Here is a 17342-nt window from a genome sequence, read left to right on the forward strand (position 1 = left end):
CTTGCGCTTTTGCCACTCGCGCCCCAAAGGACTAATCTCGAGCAAAAGGCCGGGGTTCGCGGCCTTCCTCCACACTGGAGCCGGCAAGATGACCAGCGCCTCTCTCGCTCTCGCCGAACGTTCGGCGCCGCGTTACACGAGCTATCCCACCGCACCGCATTTCTCTGCGGCTATCGGGCCGGATCAGGCCGCGCGCTGGCTGGCCGAGCTCCCGTCGCAGTCCAATCTGTCGCTCTATCTGCATGTTCCCTTCTGTCCCGCGATCTGCACCTATTGCGGCTGCCACACCAAGGCGCTGCGCCAGGACGCGCCGCTCACTTCCTATAAGGAGACTCTGCTGCGCGAGATCGAGCTGGTCGCGGCCTCGACGCCGGCGCGTCATGTGCGCTCGATCCATTGGGGCGGCGGCACGCCGAGCATGCTCGGCCCCTCGCGCTTTCGCGAGGTGGCGCATGTGCTCGGCGAGCAGTTCGACATCGCCCGCGACGTCGAGCATGCGATCGAGCTCGATCCGCGTCTCGTCGACGCCGCGCTCGCCGACGCTCTGGTCGCCTCCGGCGTCAATCGCGTGTCGCTCGGCGTGCAGGATTTCAATCCGCATGTGCAGAAGGCCGCCGGCCGCGAGCAGCCTTACGAGGTGGTGGAGCGCTGCGTCTCGCTGCTGCGCGCCGCCGGGCTCGAGGCGATCAACTTCGATCTGATGTACGGCCTGCCGGAGCAGAGCGTCGAGGATGTGATCCGCACAGCGAAGCTCGCCGTGGGACTGTCGCCGAGCCGCCTCGCTGTGTTCGGCTATGCGCATGTGCCTTGGTTCGCGGTCCATCAAAAGCTGATCGATCAGGCCGCGCTCGCCGGCGCCAATGAGCGCCTCGCGCAGGCGGAGGCGGTGCGCGCGACGCTGGAAGCCGCCGGCTACGAGACCATCGGCCTCGATCATTTCGCGCGGCCGCAGGACACGATGGCGCAGGCCGCGCGCGAAGGCCGATTGCATCGCAATTTCCAAGGCTACACGACCGACGCGGCCGATGCGCTCATCGGACTCGGCGTCTCCTCCATCGGCCGGCTGCCGCAGGGCTATGTGGGCAATATCGGCGACACCGGCAATTGGCGCCGCTCCGTCGAGGCGGAGCGCCTGCCCATCTCGCGCGGTCTCGCCTTCACCGCGGAAGACATCGCCCGCGGCGCTGTGATCGAGCGGCTGATGTGTGATTTCTCAGTGGATTTCGGCGCGATCGCCGCGGCGCATGATTTTCGCGAGGACGCGTTCGACGACGCCGTGCCGCGCCTTTCGACGCTGCGCGACGAAGGCCTCGTCGCGCTCGACGGACGTCGTCTCACGATCGCGCCGCGCGGCCGTCCTTTCGCGCGTCTCGCCGCCGCCGCCTTCGACGCCTATCTCGAAGCGAAGGCCGCTCGGCACTCTGTCGCTGTGTAAGCGGCGCGCCGATCGCCGAACGAAAAAACGGCTGCGAGCGATGCGCGCGACGCATCGACTCGCCGCCATCGCGTGTGATATTACTGATATGTTTCTTATCCCCGGCTCAATTTCGTTCGGCCCTGGGCCGGCATTGACAAAGCGACCGTAACCTCGAATTGTCTCAATATGAAATAAGTACTATCGCCTAGGCGATTCCCCCAGCTTTCTTTGCACGTCACGAGGCCGCGCGAGCGTTGTCGCGTTTATCATTCCGAGGAATCAGCATAATGCTCGCATCGCCGCTCGTTCTGGTCGGAGCCGACAAGGGCGGAGTCGGCAAGACGACGGTCACGCGGCTGCTGATCGATTTTCTGCAGATGGCGAACCGCGCGGTGCGTGTCTATGACACCCAGGCGCCGACCGGCGCGCTGAAACGCTTCTATCCCGATATCGCGCAGATCATCGACATTCGCGACGTGCGCCATCAGGCGCGTCTCGTCGAGAGCCTCACCGAGCACAGCGCCGTCACCATCGTCGACATAAAGGCGGGACAGCTCACGCGCACGCTGCGCTTCATGGAGGATGTCGGCCTGCTCGACGCCTCCGCGCGCGGCGAGGCGCGCGTGATGGTGCTGCATCTCATCGGCGCTTCGGTCGCCTCGCTCTCCGAGATCGAGGAGGTCGAGCCCTTCAAGAGCAAATGCGAGTATCGCATCGTCAAGAACTTCATCAACGCCTCCAACTTTTTTCAAGAGAACGCCCACTTCTCCGAACGCTATCTCGGCGAGAGCGATGCGAGCCGCGAGATCGTCGTGCCGCGTCTCGATCCGCTCGCCTATGAGGCGGTGGAGCTTACCGGGCTGCCATTTTCCTCTTTCGTGTTCGACGAGCCTGCGCGCAACGCCGAAAATCGTCCGCGCTCCTTCGTGCTGCGCGGTTATGTGCGCACATGGCTCGAACGATCATGGACCAATTTCGAGGCCGCGGGGCTACGCAGCTATGTCGCTCCCGTTTCCGAGAAAATCTAATTCCAAGAAGCCGGTAAACGGCGCAACGCAAGGAGACCACCGTGATGAAAGACTTCCGACCTGAAGAAAAGAATGTCGTCTATATCGGAGAAGGCGTGACGCTGACCGGCTCCGTCAAGGCGCAAGACACGATCGTCGTCGACGGCGCCGTCGATGGCGAGATTTCATGCAGCCAGCTGATCGTCGGCCCGTCGGGCGTCGTCAATGGCGCGATCTCCGTCTCCGACGCGGACATTTATGGCCGCATCGGCACGGATATCACCATCAAGCAGCTGCTGATCGTGCGCTCCACCGGCCGCGTCGAAGGCAAGTGGATCTATGGCGAGATCGAGGTCGAGAAGGGCGGCGTGCTGTTCGGCACGGCGGAATCGACCGAAATCCGCTCCGAGCGCAAGCCCGTGAACGCCAAGGACGACAAGGCCTCCTTCAAGAGCTTCGAGAAGCCCGCGCTGGTCGCCTCCAATGACGCCGACGCCGACGCCGCGCCCGTCACCAGCATCTCGTCGCGCGCGCTGCGCGATCGTCGCAAGGCCTGACGTTCGGAGCCGCGAGGCTCGGGACGGAACGGCTCAGGACAAAGCTGCGCGCAAGAGCTTGCCATTGCGATTGCGCGGCAGCGCCTCCAGAAAAACGATCTGTCGCGGCCGCTTATAGGCCGCGAGATGATCCGCGCAATGGGCGAGGATATCCTCCTCGCCCAGCGTCGCGCCATCGCGCAAGATCACATAGGCTTTGATGATCGTCTGATCGTCGCGGCCCGGACGCTCCGCGACCGCGGCGTCGGCGACGAGCGGATGCGCCAGCAGGCATTTCTCCACTTCCGCCGGCGAGACGCGATAGCCGAGCGCGTTCATCACCTCATCGGCGCGGCCGTGGTGCCACATATAGCCGTCGGCGTCGAACTCGACGAGATCGCCGGAGACGAACCAGTCGCCGCGAAAGGCTTCTCTCTCTTCATCCAGCCGATTCCAATAGCGCAGCATCAAGCCCGGCTCGTCGCGACGCACGGCGAGCACGCCGGTCTCGCCGCGGCCGAGCGGCTCGGTCCCTTCCTCGCGCGGCAGAGCGGCGACAAAGCGCCCCGGCTGCGGGCGGCCCGGCGAGCCCGGCCGCACCGGAACGCTCGGCGCGCTGGAAATGAAGGTCGAAATCTCGCTCATGCCGAAGGCCTCATAGAGCTCGGTCTTGGCGCGCGCGCGCCATTCCTCGAGCAGGCTCGGCGACAGAGCGGCGCCGGCGGTGAGGCCATGCCGCAGGCTCGAGAGATCATGCGTCTCCAGCTCCGCATATTTGAGAATCTGGCGATAGACGCCGGGCACGGCGGCGAAGATGGTCGCGCGATGGCGCGCGATCAGCCGCGGCCAGACTTGCGGATCGGGACGGCCGTTGTAGAGCACCGCCGCGGCGCCATTGGCGAGCGGATCGACCACGCCGACGCCGAGCGTGTAGGTCCAATTCATCGCGCCGGCGTGCAGCATCACATCGTCGGCCGTGAGCCCCTGCCAATGCGAATACATGGGCCGCCGCGCCCAGGCGGCGCGATGCGCATGCAGCACGCCCTTGGGCCGGCTCGTCGTGCCGGAGGTGTAGACGAGATAGGCGGGATCGTCGGCCGCCGTGTCGGCGTAATCGTCCAGCGGCGCGCCTTTCGTCAGCCGCGCGAGATCCTCGCCGCGCAAGACGAAGACGCCGGCGCGCGAATGCGCCTCGCCCTCGAAATCGCGGCCGAGCACCAGCGCGGTCGCGCCGCAATCTTCCAGCAGGAAGGAGGCCTCCTCGAAAGTGAGCTGCGAGGAGGCGAGCAGCGCGACATAGCCGGCGGCGATGGCGGCGAAATAGGAGAGGACGGCGCCCGCCTCATTGCCCATGCGAATCATCACCCGCGCGCCGGGCGAAAGGCCGAGATCGCGAAAGCCGGCGGCGAGCGCGCGCACGTCGCGATCGAGCGCGCCATAGGTCCAGCTCGTCTCGCTCTCGTCGCCGACGATGACGATCGCCGTCTTGTCGGGATGAATGCGCGCGTGATCGGCGATGCAATAGCGGGCGAGATTGAAGCGGGCGGGAACAGGCTCGATCATGTGCTCACAAACTCTCGACGCGCGCTCGCGGCGGCGAGGCCTCCGCGTCCCGCGCGCCCGTCAGTCGAACAGGCTCGACACGCTCTCCTCGCGCGCCGTGCGGGCGATGGCCTCGCCGATCAGCGGACCGATCGGGATGAAGCGGATGTTGCGCGCCCCCTGCACGGCGGGCGTCGCCGCGATCGTGTCGGTCAGCACCAGCTCTTTCAGCTTGGAGGCGGCGACGCGCTCGGCAGCCGCGCCGGAGAGCACGCCATGGGTGATATAGGCGGAGACCGAGGTCGCGCCCTGCGCCAGCAGCGCCTCGGCGGCGTTGCACAGAGTGCCGCCCGAATCGACGATATCGTCGACGAGAATGCAATTGCGGCCGGTGACGTCGCCGATGATGTTCATCACCTCCGATTCGCCGGCGCGCTCGCGGCGCTTGTCGACAATGGCCAGCGGCGCGTCGATGCGCTTGGCGAGAGCGCGGGCGCGCACCACGCCGCCCGTGTCCGGCGAGACGACCATGGCGTTGGGCACTTTGGCGTGCGATTTGATATCCGCCACCATGACCGGCGCCGCGAAGAGATTGTCGGTCGGAATGTCGAAGAAGCCCTGAATCTGCCCGGCGTGGAGATCGACGGTCAGCACGCGGTCGGCGCCCGCCCTCGTGATGAGATTGGCGACGAGCTTGGCCGAGATCGGCGTGCGCGAGGTGCCTTTGCGGTCCTGCCGCGCATAGCCGAAATAGGGGATGACCGCAGTGATGCGGCGCGCCGACGCGCGGCGCAGCGCGTCGATCATGATGAGCAGCTCCATCAGATGATCGTTCGACGGCGCGGAGGTCGACTGGACGACGAAAGTGTCCTGTCCGCGCACATTCTCCTGAATCTCGACGAAGACCTCCATATCGGCGAAGCGTCGCACCTGCGCCCGGCACAAAGGCACGTTGACATAGGCTGCGATCGTCTCGGCGAGCGCGCGATTAGAGTTGCCTGCGAGAATTTTCATCGCCGCCATCGATACGCCTCGACCCTCACCAGTGACACGGCGGCCTCTTAGCAGCGATGCGGCCGTCGGACAATACGGCAGCAATATGACACTGCTCTCGTCACGCCTCGCCGCGGCGGCAGACGATCTTGAGATACTCCTGCCCCTCGCGCGGCGCGAGGGTCGTGCGGGCGATCGTCGCCTGTCCGAGGAAGCCGCATTGCGCCTGGCTCGCCGCCTTCGGCCCCAGCACGACGTCTATCGCCGTCTCCGGGCGGCAATCGCTCGGCGAGAGCTTCAGCGAGCAGACGAGGATCATCACCGAATAGAGCATAGGCTTTCTCCCTCGCTCGAGGTCAAATCTTCGAGCCCGCCGTCCCCGCTCTCGCGGGGGCCGGCCGCAACCTTTCCGATGATGAAGCTAGGGCATGTTCCATGCCACTGCGATGAGATAAAAGCGACGGAGCCGCCTTCTTTCCGCTCTGAGACAAAAACTTGCGACCCTGAGACAAAAATGTCACAACCGCAGCCTCCGGTTCCGCTCTCGACGCCCTTCGTCGCCCCCACGCGCACACGCCTCGTCGGCAGGCTGACGACGCTCGTCCCGCTCGCGGCGGCCCATGCCGACGATCTCTATGCGGCGACGCATGAGCAGCCCCGCTTCGAGGAGCGCGAGGCGCTGTGGCGCTATCTCTTCATCGGCCCTTTCCCCGACCGCGCCGCCTTCCGCGCCGCCGTCGAGAGAATGGAGGCCGCGACCGACGCCGTCTGGTTCGCCGCGCTGGACGGCGACGGCCGCGCTGTCGGCTTCCAATCCTATATGAACATCGAGCCTGCCAATCGCGCCGTCGAAGTGGGCGGCGTGCTCTATTCCCCGGCTCTGCAGCGCAGCGCCGCGGCGACAGAGGCGCAATATTTGTTCGCCGCCCACGCCTTCGAGACGCTGGGCTGCCGCCGCTATGTCTGGAAATGCGACAACGCCAATGAGAAATCCAAGACGGCGGCGCTGCGGCTCGGTTTCTCGCCGGAGGGGCTCTTCCGCCAGCATATGATCGTCAAGGGCCGCAATCGCGACACCGCCTGGTTTTCCATGCTGGACAGCGAATGGCCGGCGCGCCGAGCCGCCTTCGAGGCCTTTCTCGATCCCGGCAATTTCGACGCCTCGGGCCGCCAGAAAACGCCGCTTTCGGCCTTGAACGGGCAGGCCCGCGCGGCAGATAGGGACTGACGGCGGCGCGGCCGAGCCCGGCTCGGACGGATTGCCTCGCCGAACGGATGATGGTTTACAATGAATTGCGAGACGTTCGCGCGGATTTGAAGTTTCCGCCGGCGGTTCTCGCGCAACGCTCTTCGGACGGTCCAAAGACAATGACGACGGCCGGCGCCAGCCTACTCAACAGCCTCGATCTGCCCAAGCCGCCGGGCGAGACGCGCGTCGTCGTGGCCATGTCCGGCGGCGTCGACTCCAGCGTCGTCGCCGCTCTGCTGCGCGAGGAAGGCTATGACGTCGTGGGCGTCACGCTGCAGCTCTACGACCATGGCGAGGCCACGCATCGCAAGGGCGCCTGCTGCGCCGGCCAGGACATTCAAGACGCGCGCCAGGTGGCGGCGCGGCTCGGCATTCCGCATTACGTGCTCGACTATGAGAGTCGCTTCCGCGAGACCGTCATCGACACTTTCGCGCAGAGCTACGCCAGCGGCGAGACGCCGGTTCCCTGTGTCGCCTGCAATCAATTCGTGAAATTCGTCGATCTCTTCGAGACCGCCAAGGATCTCGGCGCCGACGCGCTCGCCACCGGCCATTACATCGCCTCGCGCGAGGACGGCTCCGGCGGCCGCGCGCTCTATCGCGCCTTCGACGCCGCGCGCGATCAGAGCTATTTTCTCTTCGCCACGACGCGCGCGCAGCTCGATATGCTGCGCTTTCCGCTCGGCGAATACGCCAAATCCGAGGTGCGCGAGCTGGCCCGGCGCTTCGGTCTCGACATCGCCGAAAAGCCGGACAGCCAGGACATTTGCTTCGTTCCGAGCGGCCATTACACCGATCTGGTCGAGCGCCTGTCGCCCGGCGCCGCCGTGCCCGGCGACATCGTCCATGTCGATGGGCGCGTGCTCGGCCGCCATGCCGGGGTCATCCATTACACCATCGGCCAGCGGCGCGGCCTCGGCCTCGGCGCCGCCGTCTCCGGCCGCGCGGCCGAGCCGCTCTTCGTGGTGCGGCTCGACGCCGCCAAGGCGCAGGTCGTCGTCGGCCCCCGCGAAGCGCTGGAGACGCGCCGAATCGCCCTGCGCGACGTGAATTGGATCGGCGCGGGCGATTTTTCCGCTCTGCCGGCCGAGGGCCTGCCGATCTCCGCGCGCGTGCGCTCCACCCGTCCGCCGACGCCGGCGCTGCTGCGGCCGCTGCCGGGCGGCGGGGCGGAGGTCGTTTTCGAGACCGGCGAGTTCGGCGTCTCGCCGGGCCAGGCCTGCGTCTTCTATGAGCGCGACGACACGCGCGGCCGCGTGCTCGGCGGCGGCTTCATCGCGCATGCCGAGGCGGAGCCCCCCGCGCCGGAGCCGGCGCTCGAGCTCGATCGGAGTGCGTGATGAGCGATGCGCGTGGCGTTTCCGGGTTCAGCTTTTTCGAGCACGGCCTCGATCGCCAGGCGATAGAGGCCGCCTACGCGCGCTGGGCGCCGGTCTATGATCTCGTCTTCTCCCATATGCTCGGCCCTGGCCGGCGCGCCGTGGCGACGATCGCCTCGCGCGCCGATGGGCGCATTTTGGACGTCGGGGTCGGCACCGGCCTCGAGCTGCCCATGTTCCGCGACAGAGCGCGTGTCGTCGGCGTCGATCTCTCCGAGCACATGCTGCAGCGCGCCTCCGCCCGCGTCGCCCGCGAGGGGCTGAAGAATGTCGCCGGCCTCGCCCGCATGGACGCGAGCCGCCTCGCCTTCTGCGACGCCAGCTTCGCCTGCGTGGTTGCGCCTTATCTGCTGACCGTGGTGCCGGACCCAGAGGAGACGCTGGACGAGCTTGCGCGGGTGGTGCGGCCGGGCGGCGAGATCGTGCTGGTCAATCATGTCAGCTCGCCGGATTGGCCGATGTCGGCGCTGGAGCAGCTCATCGGCGAGAGCTTTTCCGTCACTCTCGGCTGGCGCCCGCAATTTCCGTGGTCGATCATCGGCGATTGGATCGACTCGCGCACCGACATGCGCCTCACCGAGCGCCGCGTGCTGCCGCCCTTCGGCCTGTTCACGCTGACGCGCATAGAGCGCCTCGCCCGCTGGGGCGAGCATTTCCGCCGGCCTTATGACGAGCATCGTCGGCCCGTCGAGCACGCGTGAGCGGTCACGCCAGCTCGAGGCGCGAGCGCCGTCCGACGACCTTCGCCGCACGCGCCAGAGTGTCGAGCGTGGCGCTGTCTTTCTTCGGATCGAGCAGCCGATCGATCTGAGCGCGGCTTCCATCATCTCGGCCATCCGCGTTTTGGTGATTCCCTTCTCTTCATCTCGGCGGCGAGCTGCGCGGCGATCAGTTCCTCGATCGCCGCGGCCGTGACCTCCTCCTTCGCGCGCCAGACCGGCGGCTTCTCGACGCTTTGGCCGTCGAGACTATCGAGCGACGCTCTTCCTTCGTTCGCCGCCGCGAATCCGACTATAGTCGGATTCGCGGCGATCAAGTTACAAGTCGGCCCGACGAAGCCGGGTCGGACGAGGGCGCGCTGCGAATGGCGGCGAAAATGACAAATGACTCGCATAGGGTCGTGAGCCCTCATCCGCCCCCGCTTCGCGGGGCCACCTTCTCCCACGAGTGGGAGAAGGAGCGCGCGTTTTGCGAGAGTCCGGCTCGTCACATCGAGGGAATCTCATGACATTCGGCGCGCAGGACGAGACGGTTCGCTTTCTCATGGCGCAGGGCGAGGATGCGCAGACCATCGTCACGCACATCTCGATCGTCGTGCTGACGAAAGATCGCGTCTATAAGCTCAAGCGCGACGTTGTCTTTCCCTATCTCGATTTTCATACGCCGCAGATTCGCCTCGCAATGTGCGAACGCGAATATGCGCTCAATCGCCGCACGGCGCCGCAGCTCTATCTCTCCGCGCGCCGCATCACCCGTGGCGACAATGGCGCTCTCTCATTCGACGGCGACGGCGCGCTCATCGACGCGATCGTCGAGATGCGACGTTTCGAGGAAGAAAATCTGCTCGATAATCTCGCGCTCGCCGGCCGTCTCTCTGCGCCGCTCGTCGAGCGCCTCGCCGTGCGCATCGCGCAATTTCAAGATGGCGCGGAAGTGATCGAAGGGCGCGGCGGCGCTTCGGCGATGGCCTCGCTGCTCGATCTCGGCGACGCGAGCTCGCTCGCCAAATCGTCGGTCGTTTCGGCGCAGGAGCGTCGCGCGCTGGCCGATGAGCTGCGCGCTGCGGCGCAGACGCATGGCGCGCTGCTCGATCGTCGGCGCGACGCCGGCAAGGTGCGACGCTGCCATGGCGATCTCACTTTGCGTAACATCTGCCTCGTCGACGGCGAGCCGACGCCATTCGACTGCATCGAATTCTCCGACGCGCTGGCGACGGTCGATGTGCTCTACGATCTCGCTTTTCTGCTGATGGATCTGCGCCGGCGCGGGCTGGATGCGCTCGCCGCTTTCGCGCTCAATCGCTATCTCGATCATCGTGACGAGGCGGAAGGGCTGCCGCTGCTGCCCTTCTTCATGGCGCTGCGCGCCGCGATCCGCGCCGATGTCGCCGCCGCGCGCGCGCTGGACGCCGACGCCGATCACGCTGCGCTGAATGCGGAGACGCGCGATTATTTCGATCTCGCGCACGCGCTGCTGCGGCCGGCGACGCCGCGCATCGTCGCGATCGGCGGGCTCAGCGGCTCCGGCAAGTCCAGCGTCGCGGCGGCTTTGGCGCCGCTCGTCGGCGCCGCGCCGGGCGCGCGAACGCTCAACAGCGATCGGCTGCGCAAGAAGCTGTTCGGCGTCGCGCCGACCTCGCCTCTGCCGCAGGAGGCCTATACGGCGGCGGTCTCCGCCGAGATCTACGAGGCGATGCAGAATGAGGCCTCGCGCGTCGCCTCTTTCGGCTGGTGCGTCATCGTCGACGCCGTTTATGCGCGCGAGAGCGAGCGTGACGCGCTCGAGGAGGCGGCGCGACGCGCGGGCGTTCCTTTCGCTGGCTTTTGGCTCGAGGCGGATGGGCCGGTTCGCGTTTCGCGCGTCGGCGCGCGCAAGGGCGATGTGTCGGATGCGACGCAGGAGATAGCGGCGCGGCAGCGCAATTATGATCTCGGCGAAATGCGATGGACGCGCATCGACGCTGCGCGGGATGTCGAAGAAGTTGCGCTCGACATAGGCCTGCGCATCCGCGCGCTTCGTGAAATCAGACCGTGACGAAGCCCTCCGTCCAATGATCTTTGTTCAACAGATATCGACACACCTCGAAGCCATCTGGATGGTCCTTAAACCCAGGTTTGTCTCGTAATCTCGTGATTGCCTCGCTGGCTTTCAATTCGGAACTATATACGCCGATCAACTTGGCGCGTTCGTCCAGATCATCGGTGGCGAGATCCCTAGATTCGAAGACGTGATAGACTAAAAAGACGGCATCCATGGCCTTGCCTTTCGAATAATTCGGCAGCGAATAAGTAGCACAGCATGTTTTCAAAATGAGCGGCGCTACCGAGGAATCAGCACCGCCGCGCCCTGCAGGCGCCCGTCCCGCAAATCCGCGAGCGCTTCATTGGCCGCGGTGAGCGGATAGCGCACGACATGCGTGTCGATTCCGACCTGCGGCGCGAGCGCCAGAAATTCGCGCGCGTCCTCGCGCGTGAGATTGGCGACGGAGACGAGGCGACGCTCCTCCCACAGCAGCGCATAGGGAAAAGCGGGAATGTCGCTCATGTGAATGCCGCCGCAGACGACGGTTCCGCCCTTGCGCACCGCGGCGAGCGCACGTGGAACCAGCGCGCCGACGGGTGCGAAGATGATGGCGGCGTCGAGCTTTTCCGGCGGCGCCTCATCGGAGCCGCCGGCCCAGACGGCGCCGAGCGAGAGCGCGAATTCGCGCGCCGCCGCATCGCCGGGGCGCACGAAGGCGAAGATGCGCCGGCCCTGCGCGATCGCGACTTGCGCGATGATATGCGCCGCGGCGCCGAAGCCGTAAATGCCGATGTCGCGCGCCTCGCCCGCCATCTTCAGCGCGCGCCAGCCGATGAGGCCGGCGCAGAGCAGCGGCGCCAGAGCCGCGGCATCGCCATCGGACGGCAGCGGGAAGCAATAGGAGGCGTCGGCGACCGTATGCGTGGCGTAGCCGCCGTCGCGCGTGTAGCCGGTGAAGAGCGGATCGTCGCAGAGATTTTCGCGGCCGCTGGAGCAATAGGGGCAGCAGCCGCATGTGTGGCCGAGCCAGGGGACGCCGACGCGTTCTCCAACAGAAAAGCCCGCGACGCCGGCGCCGATCGCGGACACGCGGCCGACGATCTCATGGCCGGGAACGATCGGCAGCCTCGGATGTTCGAGCTCGCCGTCGACGACATGGAGATCGGTGCGGCAGACGCCGCAGGCCTCGACAGCGAGCAGCAATTCGCCGGAGCCGGAGCGGGGCAGGGGGCGGCGCTCGGCCGCGAGCGGCGTTCCCGGCCGCCGCAGGACCATGGCGGTCATGTCCGTCATGCGATCCTCTTGGAGAAGAACATGCGGCTGTGGCCGGGCGGAAAGTCGGCGATCTCGCCGAAGCGCGTGAAGCCGAAACGCTCATAGAGCGCCGCCGCGCGCGGATCGAAGCTATCGATATAAAGGCCGAGGCAGGCGCGCGCGCGGGCTTCGGACTCGGCGCGGCGCAGCAGAGCGGTCCCGAGCCCCATGCCGCGACTCTCCGGCGCGACCCATAAGTGCCTTATATAGAGCCAGCGCCAATGCGAGACGCCGTTGAGCCCGCCGATTAGCGCGCCCTTCTCGTCATGGGCGATGGTGGAGAAGGGCGCCTCGTCGCGCGGGCGGAATCTCGCGGCGATCTCGCCGCCGAGCGCCGCCGCGACGGCCGGGCTCTCGCGGGCGAGATCGTGGAAGACGACGGCGAGCGTCTCCGCGGCGGGCAAGGTTTCTGCCAGCGGTTTGTCGGCAGGCGGTTTCTCGGCAGGCGGTTTCTCGGGAGGAGCTTTTTCGATCATGGACCATCTCCCGCAAAGGCGCGCCGCGGCTTTATTCTGGGCGCTCGCCGTAATTCTCGCAATCGTCCCGGCGGCTCGGGGGCGGGAGGCGGCGCGCCGTCTCGTGGATTATCGGCCTGTCTTGCTCGAATGCCATGGGCCGGAGGGCGAGAAGCGCCTCGCCACTCGCCGCATGCGGCTAGACGGCGAGACGGTCGTGCTGACGGTCGATTCGGCCACGCTGGAGACGCGCCTCGAGAGGGAGAGCGTCTGGCGCTGCTTCGAGACGACCGAGGCGGAGCAGAAGGACACGCGCTTTTTGCGCGCCTTGCGGCCGCGGCCGGGCGACCCCGACGAGCCGCGCCTCGCCGCCGCCGGGCGAAGCCTGTCGATCAGCGCCGGCCTCGCTCATGGGGCGGGGGCGGGCTCCTTTCTGACCGGCGATCTCTGCCCGAGCCGCCGCCCGCTCGACCGCGAATTTCTGCGCCGATTGGCCGAGCTCGCTCCCGGCGCGCCGGTCGCGCTGTCCGTGTCGGGGCTGTGGATCGAGCGCCATGGCGCGGATTTCGACTGGCTGATGGGCGAGGCGGCGAATGGGGCGCTGCGAATCGACTGGGTCGGCCATTCCTACAGCCACCCTTATGTTCCCCGCCTCGCCGATGCACAGAATTATCTGCTGCGGCCGGGCGTCGATCTCGACGCCGAGATTTTCCGGGTGGAGCGGCTGCTGATCGAGCGCGGCGCGACGCCTTCCGTGTTTTTCCGCTTTCCCGGCCTCGTCGCCGATGCGCGGCTGATGGAGGAGCTGCGCCGCCGCCATCTGATCGCGCTCGGCGCGGACGCCTGGCTGGTGCTGTCGCCGCCGCCGCGGGACGGCTCCATCGTGCTGGTGCATCCCAATGGCAATGAGCCGGCCGGGCTGCGCCTGTTCTCGAGACTATTGGAGCAGGGCCGGCTGCCGCAGCCGTTCCGGCGGATAGAGGAGGCGCCGGAGTGAGGGATCCGCGATCCCTTCACCCTTCGGGAAACAAAAGCGGCTCGTAATCCATCGCGCCGTGCAGCACATGGACCACTTCGACGGTCTCGCGTCCGATCCGGTAGAAGATCAGATAGTTGCCATGAACTCTGCGGCGGATTCCGGCGCGCTCGAAGCGCGGCGCGAGGGGAAATCGCTTCGGCATTTCGCCGAGGCCCTCACATATTTCCCGCAGCTCCCGCACGAATGAGACGGCCCTCTGCGGGTTCTCCTCGGCAATGCGCTCGCCGATCCGCTCGAGGTCGGCCTCTGCCCGTGTGGTAATGACGACGATCATCAGCCGTCAGCGGCGACGCTCGGCCATGGCCTTGAACTTGGCCTCCAGCCGGTCGAAGACGGCGCTCGCGGGCTCGACGCGCCCAGCCTCCGCATCGGCGACGCCGCGGGCGATCGCGAGGTCCAGCGCGGCGAGGCGAGCTTCGCGTTCCTGGATGAGCCGCACCCCTTCCCGCAGAACCTCGCTCTTCGAATTGTAGCGGCCGGACGCCACCAGCTCGGCGACGAACGTCTCCAGCTGGCTTCCCAAGTCAGCGCTGATGGCCATGACATCATCCTTCGATATCGCGTCGATGATAGGAGTTATGTCATGCTCCAATAACTGTTATCAAGCGAATCCGGCGCCGTGGAGGACCGCTTCCCCTTACATTGACAAGGGTTCGGGCGCCTCTTATCTCTCGCCCGTCGTCGCGCCGCAGCCGTGAGCGCGAGCGCGCGGCCGCGCCCGCCGACCTTTCGAAAAGAAATTGGCAAATCGAAAGGAACATGTGCGAAAAGGCGGCCTCCGCCGGCTCATCGCCGGAGGCTCATCTAGAAAGGTTTGCGCATGCTCGGCGCTCTCGCCAAGAAGATTTTCGGCTCGGCCAACGACCGCCGGCTCAAGACCTATCAGCCGAAGGTCAAGGCGATCAACGCTTTGGAGCCCGAGCTTGCGGCTTTGTCCGATGAGGCGCTGCGGGGGCGCACCGAGGAGTTCCGCGAACAGCTCGCCAATGGCGCGCGGCTCGACGATCTGCTGGTCCCGGCCTTCGCCACCGTCCGCGAGGCGGCCAAGCGCGTGCTCGGCCAGAGGCATTTCGACGTCCAGCTGATCGGCGGCATGGTCCTGCACGAGGGCGCCATCGCCGAGATGCGCACCGGCGAGGGCAAGACGCTGGTCGCGACGCTCGCGGTCTATCTCAACGCGCTGCCCGGCCGCGGCGTTCATGTCGTCACCGTCAACGACTATCTCGCCCGCCGCGACGCCGAATGGATGGGCCGGGTCTATCGCTTCCTCGGCCTCAGCGTCGGCGTCATCGTCCATGATATTTCGGACGAGGAGCGCGCCGAAGCCTACGCCAGCGACATCACCTATGGCACCAATAACGAGTTCGGCTTCGACTATCTGCGCGACAATATGAAGTATGAGCTGGCGCAGATGGTGCAGCGCCCGCATGTCTACGCCATCGTCGACGAGGTGGATTCGATCCTCATCGACGAGGCGCGCACGCCGCTCATCATCTCCGGCCATTCGGACGACAAATCCGATCTCTACAACGCCATAGACAAGCTGATCCCCAAGCTCGACAAGGAAGATTACGAGCTCGACGAGAAGCAGCGCACGGTCAATCTGACGGAGGCCGGCAATGAGCATATGGAGGAGCTGCTGGCCGAGGCCGGCGTGCTCGCCGACGGCGCGCTCTACGAGGCGCAGAACGTCACGCTCGTCCACCACGTCAATCAGGGCTTGCGCGCGCACAAGCTGTTTCAGCGCGACAAGGACTACATCGTCCGCAAGGGCGAGGTCGTCATCATCGACGAGTTCACCGGCCGCATGATGCCGGGCCGGCGCTATTCGGAAGGGCTGCATCAGGCGCTCGAGGCCAAGGAGCGCCAGACCGTCCAGCCGGAGAACGTGACCCTCGCCTCCATCACCTTCCAGAATTATTTCCGCCTCTATGAAAAGCTCGCCGGCATGACCGGCACGGCCTCCACTGAGGCCGACGAATTCGCAGAGATCTACAAGCTCGACGTGGTCGAGATTCCGACCAATCGCCCGGTGCAGCGCATAGACGAGGACGACGAGGTCTATCGCACCGGCCGCGAGAAGCTCGACGCCATCGCGAGCGAGATCGAGGCGGCGAACGCCAAGATGCAGCCGCTGCTCGTCGGCACGACGTCGATCGAGAAATCCGAGCAGCTCGCCGAATTCCTGCTCTCCAAGGGCTATAAGCAGATCGACTTCTCCGAGCCGGCGAAGGCGCTCGCCAAGCTCTATGAGGCGGCGCGCAGCGGCCAGCCGTCGCGGCAGTTCGCCGTGCTCAATGCGCGCTTCCACGAGCAGGAGGCCTATATCGTCGCCGAGGCCGGCGTGCCGGGCGCGATCACCATCGCCACCAATATGGCCGGCCGCGGCACCGACATTCAGCTCGGCGGCAATATAGAGATGCGCGTCTCGCAGGAATGCGCCGGGCTCGAGGGCGCCGCCCGCGAGGCGAAGGAGGCCGAGATTCGCGCCGAGATCGCCGATTTCAAGGAGAAGGCGCTGGTCGCCGGCGGCCTCTACATCATCGGCACCGAGCGTCACGAGAGCCGCCGCATCGACAATCAGCTGCGCGGCCGCTCGGGCCGTCAGGGCGATCCCGGCCGCTCGAAATTCTTCCTGTCGCTGCAGGACGATCTCATGCGCATCTTCGGCTCTGAGCGCATGGAGTCGATGCTGGTGAAGCTCGGCCTGCAGGAGGGCGAGGCGATCGTCCATCCCTGGATCAACAAGGCGCTGGAGAAGGCGCAGCACAAGGTCGAGGCGCGCAACTTCGACATTCGCAAGAACATCCTCAAATTCGACAATGTCATGAACGACCAGCGCAAGGTGATCTTCGAGCGCCGGCGCGAGATCATGGCGGAGGAGAGCGTCGAGGAGACGGTGAACGAGATGCGCGAGGACGTGGTCGTCGAGCTCGTCGCCAAGCATATTCCGCATGACGCCTACGCCGAGGCCTGGGACGTCGAAGGCCTCTCCGAGGCGGCGCGCGCGCAGCTCAATCTCGATCTGCCGATCGAGGATTGGGCGAAGGAAGAAGGCATCGCCGACGAGGAGATCAAGGAGCGCCTGCTCGCCGCAGCGAACCAGTCCTACGCCGAGCGCGTCGAGCGCAACACCGAGCAGCTCTCGCGCATGATCGAGAAGCAGGTGGTGCTGCAGGCGCTCGACCATCTGTGGCGCGACCATCTCGTCGTGCTCGATCATCTCCGCCAGGTGATCGGCTGGCGCGGCATGGCGCAGCGCGATCCGCTCAACGAATACAAGTCCGAGGCGCTGGAGCTGTTCCGCAGCCTGATGACGCATTGGGACGAGACCGTCACCTCGCAGCTGATGCGCGTCGAGGTCTCCTTCGAGGCGCCGCCGGCTCCGGCCGAATTGCCGCCCATGGAATATGTGCATCCCGACCCGAACGCCGCGGGCGGCGGCGGAGACGCGCTCGCCGAGCTCAACGCCCGGCTCGCCGCCGCAGATTTTTCGTCGCAGGCGACGAGCGGCGGCGCGGCGGAGGCCGAGGCCGCGCGCGATCCCGCCAATCCCGCGACCTGGGGCAAGGTCGGCCGCAACGAGGCCTGCCCCTGCGGCTCCGGCAAGAAGTTCAAGCACTGCCACGGCGCATTGGTGTGAGAAACGCGACGGGCGTGGCGAGCGGC

The 17342-nt window shown here is 66.4% G+C and carries 18 protein-coding genes; 9 read left to right on the forward strand and 9 right to left on the reverse strand.

Annotation, left to right across the window (positions count from 1 at the left end):
* The first annotated feature begins 88 nt into the window (after positions 1–88).
* From hemN to ACT53T_RS14095, 3 genes are all read left to right on the forward strand, one after another.
* A complete protein-coding gene (hemN, locus tag ACT53T_RS14085) occupies positions 89–1435 on the forward strand; it encodes an oxygen-independent coproporphyrinogen III oxidase (protein WP_400769619.1) in 1347 nt (448 codons plus the stop codon).
* A gap of 269 nt (positions 1436–1704) precedes the next feature.
* Positions 1705–2445, forward strand: a complete 741-nt coding sequence (locus ACT53T_RS14090; protein ID WP_400769617.1) for a P-loop NTPase family protein — start codon at positions 1705–1707, stop codon at positions 2443–2445.
* Positions 2446–2489: 44 nt separating this feature from the next.
* Complete coding sequence (locus ACT53T_RS14095; RefSeq protein ID WP_018266572.1) at positions 2490–2981, forward strand: bactofilin family protein; 492 nt, start codon at positions 2490–2492, stop codon at positions 2979–2981.
* Between the two features lie 33 nt (positions 2982–3014).
* On the opposite strand, the gene ACT53T_RS14100 is transcribed toward ACT53T_RS14095, so the two are convergent.
* The 3 genes from ACT53T_RS14100 to ACT53T_RS14110 all read right to left on the reverse strand — a co-directional run bounded on the left by ACT53T_RS14100 (position 3015) and on the right by ACT53T_RS14110 (position 5829).
* Complete coding sequence (locus tag ACT53T_RS14100) at positions 3015–4523, reverse strand: acetate--CoA ligase (protein WP_476161685.1); 1509 nt, start codon at positions 4521–4523, stop codon at positions 3015–3017.
* A 60-nt stretch (positions 4524–4583) separates the two neighbouring features.
* Positions 4584–5525 (reverse strand): ribose-phosphate pyrophosphokinase, encoded by a 942-nt coding sequence (locus ACT53T_RS14105; RefSeq protein WP_018266570.1) that lies wholly within the window; start codon positions 5523–5525, stop codon positions 4584–4586.
* 91 nt (positions 5526–5616) lie between these two features.
* A complete protein-coding gene (locus ACT53T_RS14110; RefSeq protein WP_018266569.1) occupies positions 5617–5829 on the reverse strand; it encodes a hypothetical protein in 213 nt (70 codons plus the stop codon).
* Between the two features lie 180 nt (positions 5830–6009).
* Between ACT53T_RS14110 and ACT53T_RS14115 the strand changes: the two genes are divergently transcribed.
* The 3 genes from ACT53T_RS14115 to ACT53T_RS14125 all read left to right on the forward strand — a co-directional run bounded on the left by ACT53T_RS14115 (position 6010) and on the right by ACT53T_RS14125 (position 8824).
* Complete coding sequence (locus ACT53T_RS14115; RefSeq protein WP_400769612.1) at positions 6010–6723, forward strand: GNAT family N-acetyltransferase; 714 nt, start codon at positions 6010–6012, stop codon at positions 6721–6723.
* Positions 6724–6863: 140 nt separating this feature from the next.
* Positions 6864–8084, forward strand: a complete 1221-nt coding sequence (mnmA, locus tag ACT53T_RS14120) for a tRNA 2-thiouridine(34) synthase MnmA (RefSeq protein ID WP_476161686.1) — start codon at positions 6864–6866, stop codon at positions 8082–8084.
* Positions 8084–8824: a class I SAM-dependent methyltransferase gene (locus tag ACT53T_RS14125; protein ID WP_476161687.1), complete on the forward strand. Its 741-nt coding sequence runs from the start codon at positions 8084–8086 to the stop codon at positions 8822–8824. The genes mnmA and ACT53T_RS14125 overlap by 1 nt, the downstream gene beginning before the upstream one ends.
* A gap of 122 nt (positions 8825–8946) precedes the next feature.
* On the opposite strand, the gene ACT53T_RS14130 is transcribed toward ACT53T_RS14125, so the two are convergent.
* The gene (locus tag ACT53T_RS14130) at positions 8947–9159 is read right to left on the reverse strand and encodes a hypothetical protein (protein ID WP_476161688.1); all 213 of its coding nucleotides are present in this window, start codon (positions 9157–9159) and stop codon (positions 8947–8949) included.
* A gap of 188 nt (positions 9160–9347) precedes the next feature.
* Between ACT53T_RS14130 and ACT53T_RS14135 the strand changes: the two genes are divergently transcribed.
* Complete coding sequence (locus tag ACT53T_RS14135; RefSeq protein ID WP_476161689.1) at positions 9348–10877, forward strand: bifunctional aminoglycoside phosphotransferase/ATP-binding protein; 1530 nt, start codon at positions 9348–9350, stop codon at positions 10875–10877.
* Here ACT53T_RS14135 and ACT53T_RS14140 read toward each other — a convergent pair.
* The 3 genes from ACT53T_RS14140 to ACT53T_RS14150 form a co-directional block, all read right to left on the reverse strand.
* Positions 10867–11097 (reverse strand): DUF7336 domain-containing protein, encoded by a 231-nt coding sequence (locus ACT53T_RS14140; protein ID WP_476161690.1) that lies wholly within the window; start codon positions 11095–11097, stop codon positions 10867–10869. The two genes, ACT53T_RS14135 and ACT53T_RS14140, sit on opposite strands and share 11 nt — an antisense overlap.
* A gap of 65 nt (positions 11098–11162) precedes the next feature.
* On the reverse strand, positions 11163–12149 hold the full coding sequence (locus ACT53T_RS14145) for a zinc-dependent alcohol dehydrogenase family protein (protein WP_476161782.1): 987 nt from the start codon (positions 12147–12149) through the stop codon (positions 11163–11165).
* A gap of 5 nt (positions 12150–12154) precedes the next feature.
* Positions 12155–12583 carry a GNAT family N-acetyltransferase gene (locus ACT53T_RS14150; RefSeq protein ID WP_018266562.1) on the reverse strand — a complete coding sequence of 143 codons (429 nt, stop codon included), beginning with the start codon at positions 12581–12583 and terminating at the stop codon, positions 12155–12157.
* Between the two features lie 70 nt (positions 12584–12653).
* Between ACT53T_RS14150 and ACT53T_RS14155 the strand changes: the two genes are divergently transcribed.
* Positions 12654–13631, forward strand: coding sequence for a polysaccharide deacetylase family protein (locus tag ACT53T_RS14155; protein ID WP_476161691.1), 978 nt, complete (start codon positions 12654–12656; stop codon positions 13629–13631).
* A gap of 16 nt (positions 13632–13647) precedes the next feature.
* Here ACT53T_RS14155 and ACT53T_RS14160 read toward each other — a convergent pair whose 3' ends face one another.
* A complete protein-coding gene (locus tag ACT53T_RS14160) occupies positions 13648–13947 on the reverse strand; it encodes a type II toxin-antitoxin system RelE/ParE family toxin (RefSeq protein ID WP_476161692.1) in 300 nt (99 codons plus the stop codon).
* A gap of 6 nt (positions 13948–13953) precedes the next feature.
* The gene (locus ACT53T_RS14165) at positions 13954–14214 is read right to left on the reverse strand and encodes a type II toxin-antitoxin system ParD family antitoxin (protein WP_036292330.1); all 261 of its coding nucleotides are present in this window, start codon (positions 14212–14214) and stop codon (positions 13954–13956) included.
* A 279-nt stretch (positions 14215–14493) separates the two neighbouring features.
* Here ACT53T_RS14165 and secA point away from each other — a divergent pair, with 279 nt between their 5' ends.
* Positions 14494–17316 carry a preprotein translocase subunit SecA gene (secA, locus tag ACT53T_RS14170; RefSeq protein ID WP_476161693.1) on the forward strand — a complete coding sequence of 941 codons (2823 nt, stop codon included), beginning with the start codon at positions 14494–14496 and terminating at the stop codon, positions 17314–17316.
* Positions 17317–17342: the final 26 nt, after the last annotated feature.

The organism is Methylosinus sp. DMC45 (genome assembly GCF_056313885.1).

What these genes read in the sequence shown, in the direction of transcription:
- hemN (WP_400769619.1), top strand. Translation starts at nt 89, where the DNA reads ATGACCAGCGCCTCTCTCGCTCTCGCCGAACGTTCGGCGCCGCGTTAC.
- ACT53T_RS14090 (WP_400769617.1), top strand. Translation starts at nt 1,705, where the DNA reads ATGCTCGCATCGCCGCTCGTTCTGGTCGGAGCCGACAAGGGCGGAGTC.
- ACT53T_RS14095 (WP_018266572.1), top strand. Translation starts at nt 2,490, where the DNA reads ATGAAAGACTTCCGACCTGAAGAAAAGAATGTCGTCTATATCGGAGAA.
- ACT53T_RS14100 (WP_476161685.1), bottom strand. Translation starts at nt 4,523, where the DNA reads ATGATCGAGCCTGTTCCCGCCCGCTTCAATCTCGCCCGCTATTGCATC.
- ACT53T_RS14105 (WP_018266570.1), bottom strand. Translation starts at nt 5,525, where the DNA reads ATGGCGGCGATGAAAATTCTCGCAGGCAACTCTAATCGCGCGCTCGCC.
- ACT53T_RS14110 (WP_018266569.1), bottom strand. Translation starts at nt 5,829, where the DNA reads ATGCTCTATTCGGTGATGATCCTCGTCTGCTCGCTGAAGCTCTCGCCG.
- ACT53T_RS14115 (WP_400769612.1), top strand. Translation starts at nt 6,010, where the DNA reads ATGTCACAACCGCAGCCTCCGGTTCCGCTCTCGACGCCCTTCGTCGCC.
- mnmA (WP_476161686.1), top strand. Translation starts at nt 6,864, where the DNA reads ATGACGACGGCCGGCGCCAGCCTACTCAACAGCCTCGATCTGCCCAAG.
- ACT53T_RS14125 (WP_476161687.1), top strand. Translation starts at nt 8,084, where the DNA reads ATGAGCGATGCGCGTGGCGTTTCCGGGTTCAGCTTTTTCGAGCACGGC.
- ACT53T_RS14135 (WP_476161689.1), top strand. Translation starts at nt 9,348, where the DNA reads ATGACATTCGGCGCGCAGGACGAGACGGTTCGCTTTCTCATGGCGCAG.
- ACT53T_RS14140 (WP_476161690.1), bottom strand. Translation starts at nt 11,097, where the DNA reads ATGGATGCCGTCTTTTTAGTCTATCACGTCTTCGAATCTAGGGATCTC.
- ACT53T_RS14145 (WP_476161782.1), bottom strand. Translation starts at nt 12,149, where the DNA reads ATGACCGCCATGGTCCTGCGGCGGCCGGGAACGCCGCTCGCGGCCGAG.
- ACT53T_RS14155 (WP_476161691.1), top strand. Translation starts at nt 12,654, where the DNA reads ATGGACCATCTCCCGCAAAGGCGCGCCGCGGCTTTATTCTGGGCGCTC.
- ACT53T_RS14160 (WP_476161692.1), bottom strand. Translation starts at nt 13,947, where the DNA reads ATGATCGTCGTCATTACCACACGGGCAGAGGCCGACCTCGAGCGGATC.
- ACT53T_RS14165 (WP_036292330.1), bottom strand. Translation starts at nt 14,214, where the DNA reads ATGGCCATCAGCGCTGACTTGGGAAGCCAGCTGGAGACGTTCGTCGCC.
- secA (WP_476161693.1), top strand. Translation starts at nt 14,494, where the DNA reads ATGCTCGGCGCTCTCGCCAAGAAGATTTTCGGCTCGGCCAACGACCGC.